Genomic DNA, 16,029 nt, shown 5'->3' on the forward strand with positions numbered 1-16,029 from the left:
CATGAAGGCATCATTGAAATCGTTGGGTATGAACAGTGTGGTATTTGGGCTGTTTGTGGTGTTGCCCATGTTGAATATGTCATTGCGCTCGTCGCTGTCGGTGGCAATGGCTTTGGCATTGTGCGCCATGGGAATGTTTTTACTCTTGCGTGCAGGGCAAGTGTCATTCGGGCATGCGCTGTATTTCGCGTGTGGGGCGTACACGGCAGCAGCATTGTCCCGCGTCACGCAGTGGGATGTGCTGTGGATTATGGTGGCCAGTGCCGTTAGTAGTGCCTTGTTAGGTGCCGTGCTGGGGCTGATCTTGGCGCGTTATCGCGGCATCTTTTACGGCATGTTGAATTTGGCTTTTTCCATGGTGGGTTTCTCACTGTTGTTCAAGCTGTATGAACTGACTGGCGGTAGTGATGGCTTGGGTGTGCGCCAAGTGTCGCTATTGGGCATGAGCCTAGAAGCGCGTGACTTCGCATGGTGGTTCTATGGTTTGTCGCTAGTGATGCTATGTGGTGCATACCGCTTGTGTGTGCAGTACTTGAATTCGCCTGTAGGGGCCGCGCTGCGTGCCATCAAAACTAACGAAACACGTTTGGAATACATGGGACTGTCTGCTTACCGCGTGTTTTATTCCGGGCATGTGGTCTCAGCCATGTTGTGCGGTTTGGGTGGTTTTATTGTGGCCTTTTCTACCGGGCACGTGACGCCTGAGCTCTCGTACTGGGCGTTGTCTGCCGAGTTCGTCTTTATCGCTGTGCTAGGTGGTATGGGGCATTTGCGAGGTGCCGTGTTGGGGGCGCTTGTGTTTGAACTGATGCGTGCTGCAGTCAGTGCTTACGCTGTGAATGCGTGGCAATTGATGATGGGTTTGTTGCTGTTGGGGATGGTGATGTTTGCTCCAGGCGGTATTTGGAGCTTGTTAGAGAAGAAACAGCGCACCGTGAAAGGAGAGCAAGCATGACCCGCACCGCTATTTTGACAGCCGAGCACATACATCTGGAATTCGGTGGAGTGAAAGCGGCGAACGACGCCAACTTGGCGCTGTATCAAGGTGAGCTAGCCGCCATCATCGGGCCTAACGGTTCGGGTAAAAGCACCTTCTTAAACATTTGTACCGGCTACGTGCCTGCACAGTCTGGGTGTGTGAGTTTTCAAGGGCAAGATATTACGCGCTTGAAACCACGCCGTATTACCCGTTTAGGCATTGCCAGAAGCTTTCAGCTACCGCAATTGTTCAGCGAGCAAACGGTAGTAGAAAACCTGCTGGTAGCGTTGGCGAGTCGTCATGGCTTCTGGAATTTGAAGTCGCTATACCAACGTGCATGGCTGACAGAGGCGCATGAGTTGTTGGATATGTTTGGCTTGGATCGTTACGCCCAAACCATTATTTTTGATTTGCCAGAAGGCATACGCAAGCTTATTGATATTGCCGCTTCTATGGCATTGCGCCCCAGCTTGTTGTTGATGGATGAACCCACCAGCGGTGTGAGTTCACAAGAAAAATTCCTGATTATGGACACCTTGGTACCTGTGCTGCGGCAGCAAGGCATTACTGCTTTGATTGTGGAGCACGACATGGAACTGGTAGAGAAATACATGGACAGGGTACTGGTATGGAATGCTGGCCAAGTGGCCGCTGACGGTACGCCAGCCGACATATTGACGCGTGAAGACGTAATCAAAAACGTAGTGGGGGTGATGTGATGGCGTTGAATATACGTACGCTAAGCAGCCAAATTGCGGGTAATACCGTTGTGAGGCAAGTGAGCTTCGCCTTGGAAAAAGGCAAAACCACTGCACTGATAGGTCGCAATGGCGCAGGCAAAACATCCTTGTTGCGCACCGTCATGGGTTTATTGCCTGTCAGTGAGGGCGAGATGGAATTCCAAGGCGCCAATCTTAACCAACGTCAGGCGCATGATAGGCCCATGTTAGGCATAGGCTATGCGCCCGAAGAGCGCCGGCTGATTGCCAAGTTCACGGTGCTGGACAACATGTTGGTGCCTGCGTGGGCCTGCAAATTATCGCAGGCTGAAATAGGTCGCCGTTTGGCGCTGATCTACAGTTTGTCCCCCGAACTGGAGCAGATAGGCAGCCGCTTAGGCGGGCTGATTTCTGGCGGTCAGCAAAAAATGGTGGCGCTAGGGCGCGCGCTGATGGCGGGCGACAAATTGATTTTGTTGGATGAGCCGTTTCAGGGTTTAGCGCCAGCGCTCGCCATTCGCTATGCCGAATCGTTGAAAGCGCTGCGCCAAGCACAGCCCGATCTATCCATTTTGATTACTGAGTCTAATCCCAAATTATTGGAGCCTATTGCCGATCAATTTCTGACCATTGAACGTGGCAGTTTGGTGGCTTAAGCCGTATTTACTAGGTAGGAGGAGAACCTAAATGACATTTCGTGCAGCAGTAGTACAGATGAGTGCCGTGCCGTTTGATAAGGCTAAAAGCACCGATAAAGTGGTGTCACGTATTGAGGAAGCCGCCGCGCAAGGGGCTAATCTGATCGTGTTTCCTGAAGCTACGCTATCAGGTTACCCAAAAGGGTTGGATTTCGGTGCCCGTGTTGGTGGTCGTCAGCCACGCGGTAAAGAAGAATACCTACGTTATTACAACGGGGCTATTGATGTACCCGGCCCTGAAACCGATCGTATTGGTGCGGCTGCAAAAGAAGCTAATGCCTACGTGGTGATTGGTGTGATGGAGCGAGAGCAGGGCACAATTTACTGCACGGCACTGCATTTTGGGCCTGATGGTGCGTTACTGGGTAAACACCGTAAGTTGGTGCCTACTGCGATGGAACGCATTATCTGGGGACAAGGCGATGGCTCCACTATGCCCGTGTATGACACCAGTTTGGGTGCCAAATTGGGTACAGTAATTTGCTGGGAAAACTACATGCCTTTGTTCCGTACCTACATGTACGCCAAAGGGGTGCAGTTATATTGCGCACCTACAGCAGATGATCGTGATGTATGGCTGCCATCTATGCAGCATATCGCGATTGAAGGGCGTTGTTTTGTGTTCAGTGCGTGCCAGTACGCGACGCGTGGTGACTACCCAGAAGACTACGATGCCATCCAAGGCGATAGCGCTGATGCTGTTATTTTCCGTGGTGGTAGCGTTATCGTTAGCCCAACCGGCGAAGTCTTGGCAGGCCCTAACCACGATAGCGAATGTGTGTTGTATGCAGAAATTGATGTGGACGATACCATTCGTGGCAAGTTTGATCTGGATGTGGTGGGGCATTACTCCAGACCTGATGTGTTCCGTCTGTTAGTAGATGAGGAACCCAAAACCAATGTGATCAGCACAGAAGCAGTATTGGGCGAATTTACCGCCTAAACCTAGTCGCTAGAGGTAGGTAACAACGCAAAAAAAAACCTCCCCACAGGGTGGGGAGGAAAGCTACCGTCAAGTAGTTAATCAAATCGTGTCACTGCTAGGAACTGCGGTTAGAACTGGATACGCACCATGCTTTCTGGTGTTTCTGCTTTTTTGCTGTTGCCGTCATTTTTAACCGATACATACAGCGCTTTTTCAGCAGGGATGTATTCCACGCTATTAGGGTGTGGAATGAGTTCAATCGTTTGCAAAGGCTGGTAGGTGACGGTGTCGAAAATGCTGACCGAACCTTTGCCTTCTTCTTCACGTACGCCACCACGGTTTGCTACAAACAAACGCTGAGAGGCTTCATCAAAGCGCAGGCCAATAGGCACTTCGCCTGTAGGCATTACCGCCAAGGTTTCACCGTTATCGGCATTCAGTACAAATACCTGATGGCCGGGGCTACGACGGGTGTATTCACGTTCTAAATGCAGGTTGCGTGGGGCATCTCTATCAATGCCTTGGTCTACACCAAATAAGCGGTTTTGAGCAGGGTCGTACACCAAGTTCAACAACTGATCGGCTTGTACTTCCCACACATCGTCAATTTCCAGCGTTTGGCTGTTGACCACCATGATCTGGCCTTGCATGTTGGACACAAACACGCGGTTGTTGGCTTCGTCTACGGTGATGCCGGCAACGTTATAACCAAAGCCTGGCATGACTTTTTCCAGCTCTAGGCTGTCGGTGTTCACCACGAACAGCACACTATCAAAGCCTAAGCCCAAGCCAGGAGCAAACAAGCGGTGGTTTTTCTTATCCACAACCAGTTCGCGGGTCTTGTATTGGTAGTCGTCGGTGACCTTAAAGCGTTCCAACATTTTCAACAGACCGTCTTTGCGCTCTTGGCCGAAGTCAGCGGCAGCAATGGTGTCTTGGAAGTTGATTTTTTCTTGTATAGGGATGCGCTTCAGCACGGTGTTGGTGCTGGTGTCTACCACGGCAATGCTGCCATTAAAACCTTGGGTGAGGTACAAGCGGTTGGCCGCGTCATCCAAGGCAACCCCGAAGCTTTTCACTTCCATAGGGATCTCGCCTTGAATAGCCAAGGTTTTAGGGTCTAGCACCAGAGTGCGCGACAGTGTTTCATCTTGCCAGTTGGGTGACGATACATAGAGGCTTTTCTGATTTGGGCTGTACACAATTTCCAGCACTTCTTTGGCAGTAGGTTGCTGCACAATCTGGGTTTCCGTGACAGGTTGGTAAGCAGGTTGTGGTGGTGTTTTAGCCTGTGCTGCGCCAGCAGATAAGCCTACGACGATAGCAAGGTACAAACCACGAACAAAGGGGCGAGAAGTAAAGGGTGTCATAGGGGTAGACTCAAAAAGTAGGAATTACCACTGATAATCAACAGACAGATAGACGTTACGCGGTGCACCGTAACGAGCACGGAAAATCACGAAGTTGTCGTAGTAACGCTTGTTAAAGACGTTGTTCACGGTCAGTCTTGCGTTCCAGTGTGAGTTGATGCGGTAGTTAGCATGCAAGCCAACTACGGCATAACTGCTGTGGGTAGCATCCAGCGCTTTACCATTTTTGGCGGTGTACGCACGGCCAGCTGTCCACAGGTCACGTTTGCCAAACCAGTTAATCGTTGCACCGGCACTTAAGCCTTGCAGTGCACCAGTGAAGCTGTAGTTAGTACCCAGTCTGAAGGTGCGACTTGGAATGTAGGTCATGATGCGTTCGCCTTGACCATTTTTGGTGCTGGCGTAGCTGTATGAAGCAAACATGTTCCAGTTGTTGGTGAGCGCGCCACTTAGCTCGATCTCAAAGCCTTTGGTTTTGTTACCTGCGCCAGACGAGACATAAGGGCGGCTACCGTCAGGCAATACAAAGTCGTCAGGCACTGATGGGTCTAGCACGGCTAAGTTGTTTTGCTTGGTTTGGAAGGCCGATAACGAGAACTGCACTTTCTCATCCAGCAAACTACCTTTTAAGCCCAACTCACGGTTTTCACCGGTGATGGGGTCTAGGTAGTTATCATCCTTGTCTTTGTAGCCTTGCGGTTGAAACAGGCGTGTGTAGCTGGCATAACCGGTTAGGTTAGGCAGGAAGTCATAGGTCACACCGAAGTAAGGGGTGATTTCGTTTTTATTGCGCAGCTCGCCAGATACGCCAGTGAAGTTCCCCGAGGTGTTGTAGTTGTCGCGGTAGGTTTTGTAGTCAGACAAACGCATACCCAGAATGACGTTCAGCGGGTCAATGATATTTAAGCGTGTGCCTGCAAAAAAGCCATATTCCCTAGTATGAGTGCGTGTCCATGCGCCAGAGCGACTGACTATAGGCTCTGGCATGGCACCATCCCAATCGTAAATGTTCGGGATATACCAGTTATTGGTGTCGCTGATGTTCATGGTGTACGAGGTATCGCGTTTGCGTGTACCGTTAAAGCCAAACATCAGTTGGTGCTTGCGACCTAGTAACTCGAAAGGGCCGCTGGCAGACAGCTCTAGGTTGTCTTGTAGTCGGTAGCCTTCGGCCGCCAAGTTGGTACGAATACCGACGCCAGAACCATCAGGGTTCACCACAGGGTTGACGCCTGTACCCCAACCGGTAATCACGGCATCACCATCGTCACGTTGGTGGCTATAGCTAAGCTTGGCTGTCCACTCGTTGTCGAATTCGTGCTCCACCGAGATAAACGCGTTTTGGTGGCGTTTGTTCCAGTAGGTCCAGTCTGGGGCCAGAGACATAGAGCGCGACACATCAATACGCTCGCCGTTAGAGTCAAACAGTGGGATACCCATGTTGGACTCGCCACGTAGCTTTGAGTTTTGGAAGTCGTAGCCAGCGGTCAGAATAGTGTTGTCGGTAATGTCGAATTCCAAAATACCCGACAGCAAATTGTTTTTGTTATTGGTTCTATCAATAAAGGAGTCTGCTGCTTTGTGCGAACCGATCACGCGCATACGCAACCGACCATCTTCTGTCAGTGGGCCGGTCACATCAGCGGTTACGCGACGGTCTTTCCATGAACCTATGTGCGTGTTCAAACGTGCACCAAAAGTAGCTTGGGGGCGTTTACGTATCAAGTTAATCAACGCTGATGGCTCACCTGTAGGCGATAGCAAACCGGTAGCACCGCGCACCACTTCAACGCGGTCGTACAAGTCCATGTCCAACGAAATAGGGTTGAAAGCGCCACGACCTGCCGAGCGATAGCTGCTTTGCATGCCATCTACTTGCACGTTGGTGATAGAAAAGCCGCGAGATTGAAACTGGTATCCGCCGCCAGGAGATGCCGTGGCAGCCGTAATACCGGTGGTGAAGTTCATCACTTCATCAAAGTTGGTCAGCCCAAAATCGTCCATTTGCTGGCGTGTCATCACGCTGACGGACTGCGGAGTGTGCTGGGTGTCCATGTTCAAGCGAGTAGCCGTGTTGCTGGTGCCCGCCATGATGTATTCGCCAGTGCCTTCCGTGGTAGAGCTGATTGAGCCTTGTACACGAACGGGTGCTAACTGACTGGTAGAGCCTTCCAGAGTGCGGCTTAACGTCACACTGTTACCTTCCCATTCCACAATCAAACCAGTGCCTTGTATCAATCGGCTCAGAGTTTCTTGTGGGGTGTAATTCCCTTCAATAGCGGGGGCCTGCAAGCCTGCGACCATTTCTGGCAGGTAATAAATCTGCACGTGGTTTTGCTGACCAAACGCCAAGAGGGCCGTAGTCAGAGGTTGTGCTGGAATGCTGATATGGCGTGCCGATTGTTCTGCGGCGCTAACCGGTTGTGCGACGGCACAACTGAGGCATAACAGCGTGGCAAACGCCCATTTCTTGGATTGATGTGTGGATGGGGGCGTCTGCTTAGACGCAAGGGGTGTGGCGTTGATGATGCTGTTCACGTTGTTCTACTCTATTGCTCCATGCGAACCCGCTAGGCGGGCCTTCCCAGGCAGTGGGCGCTATGATGCAATCACTGCTTCTATTACAGAGAGTAGAATTAGCAATGAAACCCGTAATCATTCTCATTAATATGTTGTAACTATTTGTATCTTTAGGGCCTGAGGCGGCTTACGCGCTATTACGAGCGACGATCAGCACGCTGCCATTGGCCTGACGCAGCACGGTAACGGGGATTAATGCTGGTAAGCGCTGCAAGAAATCATCAATGTGATTCAACTCAAACACGCCGCTAAGCCTAGACGCTTCATACATAGGCGCGTCTAAGAATATAGGCTGTTCGCGATAGCGGTTGAGTTCGTGAATGATATGACGCAAGGGGGTGCGATCAAACACCACTTGATTGCGATGCCACGCGGCGACAGCGGTGGCATTAACCACTTCAATGTCACTCCACGACCCTTGGGCTGGAATGCGCAATTGCTGGTTAGGGCGCAGCAGCGCACGTGAACGTGGCCACCAGCTATTAGAGTGTAGTTCTAACTCGCCCGCCAACACGGTAATCGCCGTTTGGTGATTGTCCTGGCGCACACTAAATTCAGAGTTCAGTGCGTGTATTTCAGCTTGTTGAGTACGTACCAAGAAAGGCCGTTCTTGATCCATGCCTACTTTGAACAGGGCTTCACCTTGATCCAATAAGGCCAAGCGTTGCGAGGCTGAAAACATCACTCGCAGCACAGATTCAGTATTCAGCCACGCGGTACTGCCATCTTGCCATTGCAGCTCTTGGTGCTCACCACGGGCTGTTTTATAACTTTCTTGGAACAGAATAGGTTCGTCTTGCCACAAAGCACGCACGCCTAATCCTGTGACCGCAGCGGCGGCCATACCGCTGCCCCACCAGAGGAATTGGCGTCTAGAAGTGCTAGGGGCTTTGGTAGCAGGTGGAGGTAATACCGCTTTGAACACGGCATCAGGCACATGCTTCGTCAGTTGCCACACAGCGCACACTTCGTCATAGGCTTGCTTATGCGCGGCACTTTTCGCTAACCAGTATTGAAATTGCTCCTCATCACCAGGTTGCATCAAACCACCCTGACGACGGGTAAACCAATAAGTGGCGGCGTCATCGGGGTCTACAGGAATAGGGAGGCTGTAAGGGCGTTCTAGTGGTGTCATCTTCTATCCGTGCTACTCGCGTAAACGTTGTTGAAGATGTCGCAAGGCAGCACTTAGGTATTTTTCCACACTACTGACTGAAAGTTGCATATGTTCTGCAATTTCAGGCACGGTCCAGCCTTCTAAGCGGTGCCATGCAAAGACTTGTTGTTGTTTGGTGGGTAGTTCAGCTAGGGCTTGCTGCACGCGCTGCGTGAGTTCAGAGGCATAGGCATCCGTTTCTACATGAGAAACCAGCGGGTGGTCCTCTTCCTCTAGCTCATCCAACGAAAGCAGGCTGACTTTCTGGCGCTGTATATGCTGGCGGTTCACGCCATTGATCGCGCTGCGAAACAAGTAGGCGCGCATGTAGTCCACAGCAGAATGTTCCATCTGTATCATGTTCACCGCTACATCCTGCACGGCGTCTTCAGCGTCGGGAGAATGTGGGTGTTTTTTAGCCCATGAACTGATGAGCTCTGTGTAATGTGCCAGCCAGCCTTTTTGCCGGGAGGAACGGCTTTTCATGCCACCGCCACAAATAGAAATGATTATCAATAACAGTGTGCGATTATGAGGCAGAACCGTGCTGAGGTACAAGTGTGTCGCGAAACGAAACGGCATTATGCAGCGTGTTGACATCGAAATGTGACGAATCAGTCGCCTTACATGAGTCGTTTCCGAGTGAGGAGGGCTGAATAAAGTACAAAGGCGTGCTCGTTGTGGGGCACGCCTTTGTGGGGGCATCGTGTGAGCCGATGCCAGAGCTGAGTACGCTTAGGCTTTCAGCGTCAATGACACCGATGCTTCGCTAGTCAGCATCAAGAAAGTCAGTGTTTCGCGCAGGTACAAACGCACAACTTTGTCGGTGTGGCTTTGGTAGCCAATGGACAATTCTTGGCCCAAGTGCATTTCAAAGTCGCCACCACGGGTAGACAATACGCAGCCACCGTTTAGCGCTGGTGCCCAGATAATGTCGCCGCTGATGATGCGTTTGATGTGCTCGATCACTGGGTAGCCGCCGTCACTGGCTTCGGTCAGTGCGGTATAGGCGTCCGCACCCAGAAGCACAGAGTAAGGGCCATCCACACCTTCTAAACGCAGAGTTTGCAAGGCTTTACCAATAGCGGCAGGGTAGTCGGTGATGTCTTTAGGCAGTGCAATACCTGCGTTAGACGAACCTTCACGAATACCTTGGATGCCAGCCGCTTTGTAGCCATCAAAAATAGCTTGGTCTTCGGCGAAGGCAAGTTTGGTGGCAGCATCTTTAGCGGGTTGCCAGTCGGAGTCGTTAGAGCCACGTTCTACGTTGTCGATTTCGTCGCGTTGCAACTCGAAGGGTACGGTTAGTTCTACTAGCGCTTTGACTTCACGTACTTTGGCGTTTACGCCTTTGTGCGGGGAGGTCAGGTTGAGCAGGTGACCTGTACCCACGCCAGATTGCTCTACACCACCGGGGCCTTTTAAATCTACGACGCGGCGAGCAGCAACAGAACGCTTGAAAGTGCGCGTTACTTCTTCCTCGATTTGTGCCCAAGCAGCACTGGAAATAGGGGCTAATTCACGATGCAAGTTGTTCATATTACTGTCCTTTTAGAGAACCAATATTCAGGGAACCGTTGTGAGGTGTGGTGGCAGGTGCGTCAGCTGGAGTATCTTCAGACTGGCTGTCAGGTGTGCGTTCTTCCAGTTCTTCAAGTAGCTCAGCAGAAGGCACAAAAAACAGGCCGCCAGTTACGGCACGGCTGAAGTCCAGCAGGCGATCGTAGTTGCCCGGTGGGCGACCAATCACCATGTTTTCCAGCATTTGTTCTATAGGGTCGGGCTTACGTGCATAGCCAATAAAGTACGTGCCAAACTCACCAGAGCCGGGCTTACCAAAAGGCATGTTGTCACGCAGAATTTTGATCTCGTCGCCGTTTTCGTCTTCCAGTGTGGTCAACGAACTGTGGGACGATGTAGGTTTGACCGAATCATCCAGCTCAATATCAGAGAGCTTAGTGCGGCCAATAATGCGTTCTTGAGTTTCTACAGGCAGTTGGTTCCAGCCGTCCATGTCGTGCAGGTACTTTTGCACCAACACGTAGCTACCGCCCGCAAAGTCAGGGTCGTCATCGCCAATTAAGGTGAAGTCGGCGGCTTCTTGGCCCACAGGGTTTTCGGTGCCATCCACAAAACCCACCATGCTGCGCATGTCGAAATAACGGAAGCCGTGAACTTCGTCTACCACGGTGATGGCATCACCCAATTGATTCATGATCTGGGTGGCTAACTCAAAACACAGGTCCATTTGCTCCGCACGGATGTGGAACAAAATGTCGCCTGGCGTAGCAGGTGCTTGACGATCGCCCGCATGAAATTCGCGGAAAGGATGTAGGTCGGCAGGACGAGGATTACCAAACAGACGATCCCAGCCGTTATCGCTGAAACCACAGACACAGGAAAGGTGGCCTGTAGAAACGCGGTGGCCTACTGAACGTACCAAAGCCGCCAAGTTGCCGCATAAAGCGCGAACCTTGTCGTCTTGTTCAGTGCTAGGAGCCAGAGTGGCAACAATGTAGATAGCGCTGCGCGTAATGGGTGCTACCACAGCTTGTGGTTGTGGGTTTGTAGAGGACATGAGCTCCGACGCTGGTGTTGAAAAACTCTGTTGAATCTAAGACCCTGCCACGTGTACTAAACAGGGCCGCTGTCAATTCATTGTAGAGGAATTTACAGGGTGAATCCAACGCGCAGCGTAGGGAGTTTGTGGCTGTTTGTATATGTTTAACGTTTAGAGTTCTTGGCGACGTTTGAGCTCTAGGATGGCTTGTCCACCGGAGAGAATGTCAGTTTGCACGGCAATACGCGCAGCTTGGCCGTCGCGATTGCGCATGGCATCAATCAGGGCGTAGTGGCCATCAATCATGTCGCGGCCGCCATCGCTATAGACCTCAGCAATCAGTGGGCCCATCTTGAGCCACAGTCTGCGCAAGATATCCAGCAAAATAGGCATATCGGCAATTTTGCAGTATTCAAAGTGAAAGCGTTGGTTTAGCCCCGTTGCTGTAATGAGTTCGCCTTGCTTGATGGCATCTTCATTTTCAGTAATCAATTGCTCTAGGCGTTCTACATCGGTAGGCGTGGCTTTTTCTGCAGCTCGGGCGGCAGCCATACCTTCCAGTTCCAGCCGTATGTCACGAATCTCTAGGTACTCAGCTAGCGAGATCTGCTTCACTCTGATGTCTCGTGCGCTACGCATAATCAATGCCCCATCTTGCACCAAGCGCAAAATGGCATCACGTACTGGCGTAACGCTAGTCCCCATTTCTTCGGCTAGCTCACGAATGCGCAAACGTTCACCCGGTTTGAGCCTACCTTCTATCAAGGCAAGAGAAAGAATCAGGTATACCTGACTTCCCATGTTTTCGTGTTTGACCGTGCTGAAAGTGGGTGTAGTAGGGGCAGGAGGTGACATGGTTGCTAAAGAATAAAAAGCCAGCAGAGAGAAGCCACAGGATACCGCATCTACAGACTGCGGTTTTTCTTTGTTGATGCATCATAAATCATTTTAGATGTGTTTTGCTGGGTTCAACCCCAATAGGGTTAACGATCATTAAGAGTGAAAAAAATTATGATGTATCATGCATCAAAAATAATCATTTCTTTGTGTAGATGCTATGACCACTTTTGTGCCGTCCCAAAACTCGGCGATTGCTGTGACCAATGCATTGCTAACCACCTCGCCCCCGCATGTGAGCCACGATGAGGTCCTATGTGTGATGCGAAACCATTTTGGTGGTGCGCAAGAGATCAAAGCTCTAAGCGGGGAGCGGGATAGAAACTTTATGGTGCGCAGCGACGCTGGCCGTTGTCTGACGCTGAAGTTCATCAACCATGCAGAAAGCACCGAAGAAATCGCTATGCAGGTAGCGGTACTCAAGCATTTTGCTGAGCATCATTTTGAGCGGGAAGTGCCCGTGCATATTCCGTCTAGTCTGACGTCACAAGACTGGTTAGATATAAAGCTGTCAGACGGTGCTGTACGAGTGCGGGCTTACAGCTATTTAGACGGCTCACCTGGTAGCCAGTTGAAGGCTGAACCCGAGGTATGGCGCGACATAGGCCGGGCCACAGCGCAACTCACCTGTGCGATGCAGCCCTTTACACATGTGGGCGCTCATCGACCTTTTTTGTGGGATGTCACGCAGTTGCCACTGCTAAAACCTATGCTTTCGGTGATTGAGCAGCCTGCGCTACATGATGCAGTACAACGATTTATGCAGCGGTTTGAGCAGCAGATACAACCGCTCATACAGACCTTGCCACAGCAGGTCATTCATAACGATCTATCGCCCAGCAATATGTTGAGTTGTGCCGAAGGTAGACGGGTAGTAGGAGTGCTGGATTTTGGAGACATGGTGTACGCCCCGCGTATTGCTGAATTAGCAGTCGCCGCATCGTACCAAATGAGCCGAGGGGAAAACCCGTTAGCTGTTTTGGATGCCGTGATGGCGGGGTATGGCGAAGTGTTGGAACTGACCGAGCAAGAACGTACCGCAGTCGTAGATTTAGTGATGGCACGGTTGGTGCAGCGCATTGTGATTACGTCGTGGCGCGCCGCCCAGTTCCCTGCCAATAGTACCTACATCTTGCGCAGTAGGTCAGAGGCCGAAGCATTGTTCAAACAGTTAATGACATTCTGGGAGCCCTCCCGAACAGGAGCAGAGTAGCGATGACAACGAATGCATCTTTATTGGAAAGACGAAAAGTATTAGGTACTGCCTACCGGTTGTTCTATGAACAGCCCGTGCATCTGGTGCGAGGTGAGGGCGTATGGTTGGAAGATATAGATGGAAAACGCTATCTAGATATGTACAACAACGTGCCCGTAGTGGGTCATGCTAATCCCGCTGTTGTACAGGCCATGACTCAGCAGGCCAGTATTTTGAACACCCATACGCGTTACTTGCATGAAAACGTGGTGGCGTATGCCGAGCAACTGCTCGCACTATTTCCCAAAGAACTGAACCGTGCTGTCTTTACGTGCACTGGTAGTGAAGCCAACGATTTGGCACTGCGTATTGCCCATGAGGTGACAGGCAGACGTGGGGTGATCGTGACACAAAATGCCTATCACGGCGTGACTAGCTTGTTGGCCGATATGTCGCCCTCGCTACGACCTGTGGCCGAGCATGTGGAGGTTGTACCAGCACCCACCAGTTTGCAGGGCAGTGCAACGGAAATCGCCAGTGAATTTGCCGCGTTGGTGGATGCGGCTGCGCAGCGCCTGGCAGCTAAAGGTGTGCCAGTGTGTGCACTCATGGTGGACACCGTTTTTGCCAGTGATGGGCTGTATCTACCCAGCCAAGGTGTATTGGCCGCAGCAGCAAAAGTGGTGCGTCAGCACGGCGGTTTGTTTATTGCAGATGAGGTGCAGGGTGGTTTTGCCCGTGTAGGCGGCAAGTGGTGGGCTTTCCAACAAGATGATGTGATTCCCGACATGGTGACTTTGGGTAAACCTATGGGCAATGGGCACCCTATAGGCGCTGTCGTTGTTAGAGAGCAGTGGTTACACGATTTCGGCACGCGTTGTCGCTACTTCAACACCTTTGGGGGCAACACCGTATCGGCAGCCGTAGGTTTGGCTGTGCTGCACGAGCTGCATAAATTAAATGCCACCCAGCATGTGCAGCAAGTAGGCAATGACTTAGGCCAACATTTGCATGCACTGACCACTCATGAACTGGTGCAGGCCGTGCGAGGCTCGGGTTTGTATTGGTCTATTGCTTTGCAAGGCAACGACACACATACCGCGTCAGAATTGGCGGTGCTGCTGGTCAATGGGTTACGCCAAGAAGGCATCTTAATAGGTACATGTGGGCAGAAGAATGACGCACTGAAAATACGACCGCCGTTGGTATTTGCCAAGGAACACGTCAGCCTATTTATGGAGGTATTGCAGCAGCAATTGCAGCAGATCAATGCGATGAATTAGCTTTGAAAACGGGGGATACATCCCGTGGATAACGCACTGTTTATAAGGCAGGCGTCCCTATACAACGATAAGGAGCAGACAATGAAGAGCACAATGACATGGTGGAAAAGCGCATTAGGGTGTGCCGCATTGGCAGTAGCAAGCCATAGCGTGGCGCAAACGGCAGGCGGTTCTATAAACGTGATTCTGAATCCAGAACCGCCTTCTCTGATTTACGCACTGAATCAACAAACACCCACGCAGATCGCCGCAGGAAAAATCTACGAAGGATTGCTCACCTACGACTTTGAACTGAACCCACAACCTGGCCTCGCTAAATCGTGGGAAATTAGTCCAGATGGTCTGACCTATACCTTTCACTTGCAAGAAGGCGTGACGTGGCACGATGGTCAGCCTTTTACGTCTGAAGATGTGCGTTTCTCGTTGCAAGATATGTTGGCCGATACTCACTCACGAGCACGGGCGAATTTATCGCGCGTAGAGCGTATAGAGCTTCCTGATGAGCATACAGTAGTCATCACGCTGAAAGAGCCATTTGCACCGTTCATCAATACGCTAGAAGTGTCTAGCGCCCCCATGATGCCTGCGCATTTATATAAAGGCACAGACTATCGCAACAACCCTGCGAATCAAACGCCTATTGGTACAGGGCCATTTAAATTCAAAGAGTGGCAGCGTGGTCGTTATGTGCAGGTAGTGCGTAATGATCAGTATTGGCAAGAAGGTTTACCGTATCTGGATAGCATTTATTTTCAGGTGATTCCTGATGCCGCCTCGCGTTTGTTGGCGTTGGAGAATGGTTCTGTACAGGTAGCCAGCTTTGGGGATATTGATTTTGCCTTTTTGCCTCAGTTGCAAGGTAATCCTGACCTGGCTATTACCCACAAGGGTTATGAGTTTGCAGGCCCTCAAGCCTTCATAGAGCTGAATCACCGCGATGGCCCATTGGCCGACAAACGATTCCGTCAGGCTATGCAATACGCCATTGATAAAGACTTTATCGCCAAGCGTATTTTCTTTGGTGCCGCACGACCTGCCACAGGGCCCATTTCTTCAGTCACTAAGTATCACGACAACGAGGCGACTGGCTATGAATTTAATCCAGATAAAGCCATCGCTTTGCTGGATGAAATGGGGCTAAAACCCGATGCAGACGGTAAGCGTGCCACGGTGAAACTGTTAGGGCTGCCCTACGGTGATACGTGGAATAAGGTGTCTGAGTACATCAAAAACTCGCTCTCCAAAGTGGGGGTAGAGGTGGTATTAGAAAGTACCGATGCGGGGAACTGGGCACGACGTTACGCCGACTGGGACTTCGAGATGGTCGTGGTGTACTTGTATCAGTATTCGGATCCAGCCTTGGGTGTAGACCGTACCTACCTGAGCAGCAACATTCGTCAGGGCATTTATGGCAGCAATGCATCGGGCTACGAAAACCCTGAAGTGGATAGATTGTTTGCTGCCGCAGCGGTAGAAAACGATCAGGCCAAACGCAAGGCGCTCTACGAGCAAGCCAACGCGCTGTTGCTGGAGGACTCACCTGCTATTTGGCTGGTAGAGCTGTCATTCCCCACCATTACCAATAGCAAAGTGAAAAACGTCACCACCTCCGCGATTGGAGTGGCTGAGAACTTTGCGACCACCTATCTGGAACCGTAACAGGAGCA

14 protein-coding genes are annotated in these 16,029 nt (G+C 51.2%); 7 read left to right on the top strand and 7 right to left on the bottom strand.

What is annotated here, in order from left to right:
- The first annotated feature begins 1 nt into the window (after position 1).
- From ACLO87_RS01375 to ACLO87_RS01390, 4 genes are read left to right on the top strand one after another with little or no spacing between them, the layout of a single operon-like run.
- Complete coding sequence (locus tag ACLO87_RS01375; protein WP_430222581.1) at positions 2-955, top strand: branched-chain amino acid ABC transporter permease; 954 nt, start codon at positions 2-4, stop codon at positions 953-955.
- A complete protein-coding gene (locus ACLO87_RS01380; protein ID WP_430222582.1) occupies positions 952-1,698 on the top strand; it encodes an ABC transporter ATP-binding protein in 747 nt (248 codons plus the stop codon). The genes ACLO87_RS01375 and ACLO87_RS01380 overlap by 4 nt, the downstream gene beginning before the upstream one ends.
- Entirely contained in the window at positions 1,698-2,354 is a 657-nt protein-coding gene (locus ACLO87_RS01385) for an ABC transporter ATP-binding protein (RefSeq protein ID WP_430222583.1), read from the top strand. Before ACLO87_RS01380 ends, ACLO87_RS01385 begins: the two co-directional genes overlap by 1 nt.
- Positions 2,355-2,385: 31 nt before the next feature.
- On the top strand, positions 2,386-3,339 hold the full coding sequence (locus ACLO87_RS01390; RefSeq protein WP_135865930.1) for a carbon-nitrogen hydrolase family protein: 954 nt from the start codon (positions 2,386-2,388) through the stop codon (positions 3,337-3,339).
- Positions 3,340-3,449: 110 nt separating this feature from the next.
- Here ACLO87_RS01390 and ACLO87_RS01395 read toward each other — a convergent pair whose 3' ends face one another.
- From ACLO87_RS01395 to ACLO87_RS01425, 7 genes are all read right to left on the bottom strand, one after another.
- On the bottom strand, positions 3,450-4,691 hold the full coding sequence (locus tag ACLO87_RS01395) for a YncE family protein (protein WP_430222584.1): 1,242 nt from the start codon (positions 4,689-4,691) through the stop codon (positions 3,450-3,452).
- 24 nt (positions 4,692-4,715) lie between these two features.
- Positions 4,716-7,229, bottom strand: coding sequence for a TonB-dependent siderophore receptor (locus tag ACLO87_RS01400; RefSeq protein WP_135862547.1), 2,514 nt, complete (start codon positions 7,227-7,229; stop codon positions 4,716-4,718).
- Between the two features lie 169 nt (positions 7,230-7,398).
- Positions 7,399-8,406 (bottom strand): FecR family protein, encoded by a 1,008-nt coding sequence (locus ACLO87_RS01405; protein WP_430222585.1) that lies wholly within the window; start codon positions 8,404-8,406, stop codon positions 7,399-7,401.
- 12 nt (positions 8,407-8,418) lie between these two features.
- Positions 8,419-8,913: an RNA polymerase sigma factor gene (locus ACLO87_RS01410; protein WP_168246813.1), complete on the bottom strand. Its 495-nt coding sequence runs from the start codon at positions 8,911-8,913 to the stop codon at positions 8,419-8,421.
- 249 nt (positions 8,914-9,162) lie between these two features.
- The gene (locus ACLO87_RS01415; RefSeq protein ID WP_135862553.1) at positions 9,163-9,966 is read right to left on the bottom strand and encodes a family 1 encapsulin nanocompartment shell protein; all 804 of its coding nucleotides are present in this window, start codon (positions 9,964-9,966) and stop codon (positions 9,163-9,165) included.
- Between the two features lies 1 nt (position 9,967).
- Positions 9,968-11,005, bottom strand: coding sequence for a Dyp-type peroxidase (locus tag ACLO87_RS01420; RefSeq protein WP_135862555.1), 1,038 nt, complete (start codon positions 11,003-11,005; stop codon positions 9,968-9,970).
- Positions 11,006-11,158: 153 nt separating this feature from the next.
- Complete coding sequence (locus ACLO87_RS01425) at positions 11,159-11,842, bottom strand: GntR family transcriptional regulator (RefSeq protein ID WP_135862557.1); 684 nt, start codon at positions 11,840-11,842, stop codon at positions 11,159-11,161.
- A 202-nt stretch (positions 11,843-12,044) separates the two neighbouring features.
- Between ACLO87_RS01425 and ACLO87_RS01430 the strand changes: the two genes are divergently transcribed.
- From ACLO87_RS01430 to ACLO87_RS01440, 3 genes are all read left to right on the top strand, one after another.
- Complete coding sequence (locus ACLO87_RS01430) at positions 12,045-13,097, top strand: phosphotransferase (RefSeq protein WP_430222586.1); 1,053 nt, start codon at positions 12,045-12,047, stop codon at positions 13,095-13,097.
- 2 nt (positions 13,098-13,099) lie between these two features.
- Entirely contained in the window at positions 13,100-14,362 is a 1,263-nt protein-coding gene (locus ACLO87_RS01435) for an aspartate aminotransferase family protein (RefSeq protein WP_430222587.1), read from the top strand.
- A gap of 81 nt (positions 14,363-14,443) precedes the next feature.
- The gene (locus tag ACLO87_RS01440) at positions 14,444-16,021 is read left to right on the top strand and encodes an ABC transporter substrate-binding protein (protein ID WP_135862563.1); all 1,578 of its coding nucleotides are present in this window, start codon (positions 14,444-14,446) and stop codon (positions 16,019-16,021) included.
- Positions 16,022-16,029 lie beyond the last annotated feature (8 nt).

Source organism: Paenalcaligenes sp. Me52, assembly GCF_050487965.1.
In the GTDB taxonomy this organism is placed as follows: domain Bacteria; phylum Pseudomonadota; class Gammaproteobacteria; order Burkholderiales; family Burkholderiaceae_B; genus Paenalcaligenes.

Bases quoted from the DNA above. Each gene is read 5' to 3' on its own strand.
- ACLO87_RS01375 (WP_430222581.1), top strand. From the start codon at position 2: ATGAAGGCATCATTGAAATCGTTGGGTATGAACAGTGTGGTATTTGGG.
- ACLO87_RS01380 (WP_430222582.1), top strand. From the start codon at position 952: ATGACCCGCACCGCTATTTTGACAGCCGAGCACATACATCTGGAATTC.
- ACLO87_RS01385 (WP_430222583.1), top strand. From the start codon at position 1,698: ATGGCGTTGAATATACGTACGCTAAGCAGCCAAATTGCGGGTAATACC.
- ACLO87_RS01390 (WP_135865930.1), top strand. From the start codon at position 2,386: ATGACATTTCGTGCAGCAGTAGTACAGATGAGTGCCGTGCCGTTTGAT.
- ACLO87_RS01395 (WP_430222584.1), bottom strand. From the start codon at position 4,691: ATGACACCCTTTACTTCTCGCCCCTTTGTTCGTGGTTTGTACCTTGCT.
- ACLO87_RS01405 (WP_430222585.1), bottom strand. From the start codon at position 8,406: ATGACACCACTAGAACGCCCTTACAGCCTCCCTATTCCTGTAGACCCC.
- ACLO87_RS01410 (WP_168246813.1), bottom strand. From the start codon at position 8,913: ATGAAAAGCCGTTCCTCCCGGCAAAAAGGCTGGCTGGCACATTACACA.
- ACLO87_RS01415 (WP_135862553.1), bottom strand. From the start codon at position 9,966: ATGAACAACTTGCATCGTGAATTAGCCCCTATTTCCAGTGCTGCTTGG.
- ACLO87_RS01420 (WP_135862555.1), bottom strand. From the start codon at position 11,005: ATGTCCTCTACAAACCCACAACCACAAGCTGTGGTAGCACCCATTACG.
- ACLO87_RS01425 (WP_135862557.1), bottom strand. From the start codon at position 11,842: ATGTCACCTCCTGCCCCTACTACACCCACTTTCAGCACGGTCAAACAC.
- ACLO87_RS01430 (WP_430222586.1), top strand. From the start codon at position 12,045: ATGACCACTTTTGTGCCGTCCCAAAACTCGGCGATTGCTGTGACCAAT.
- ACLO87_RS01435 (WP_430222587.1), top strand. From the start codon at position 13,100: ATGACAACGAATGCATCTTTATTGGAAAGACGAAAAGTATTAGGTACT.
- ACLO87_RS01440 (WP_135862563.1), top strand. From the start codon at position 14,444: ATGAAGAGCACAATGACATGGTGGAAAAGCGCATTAGGGTGTGCCGCA.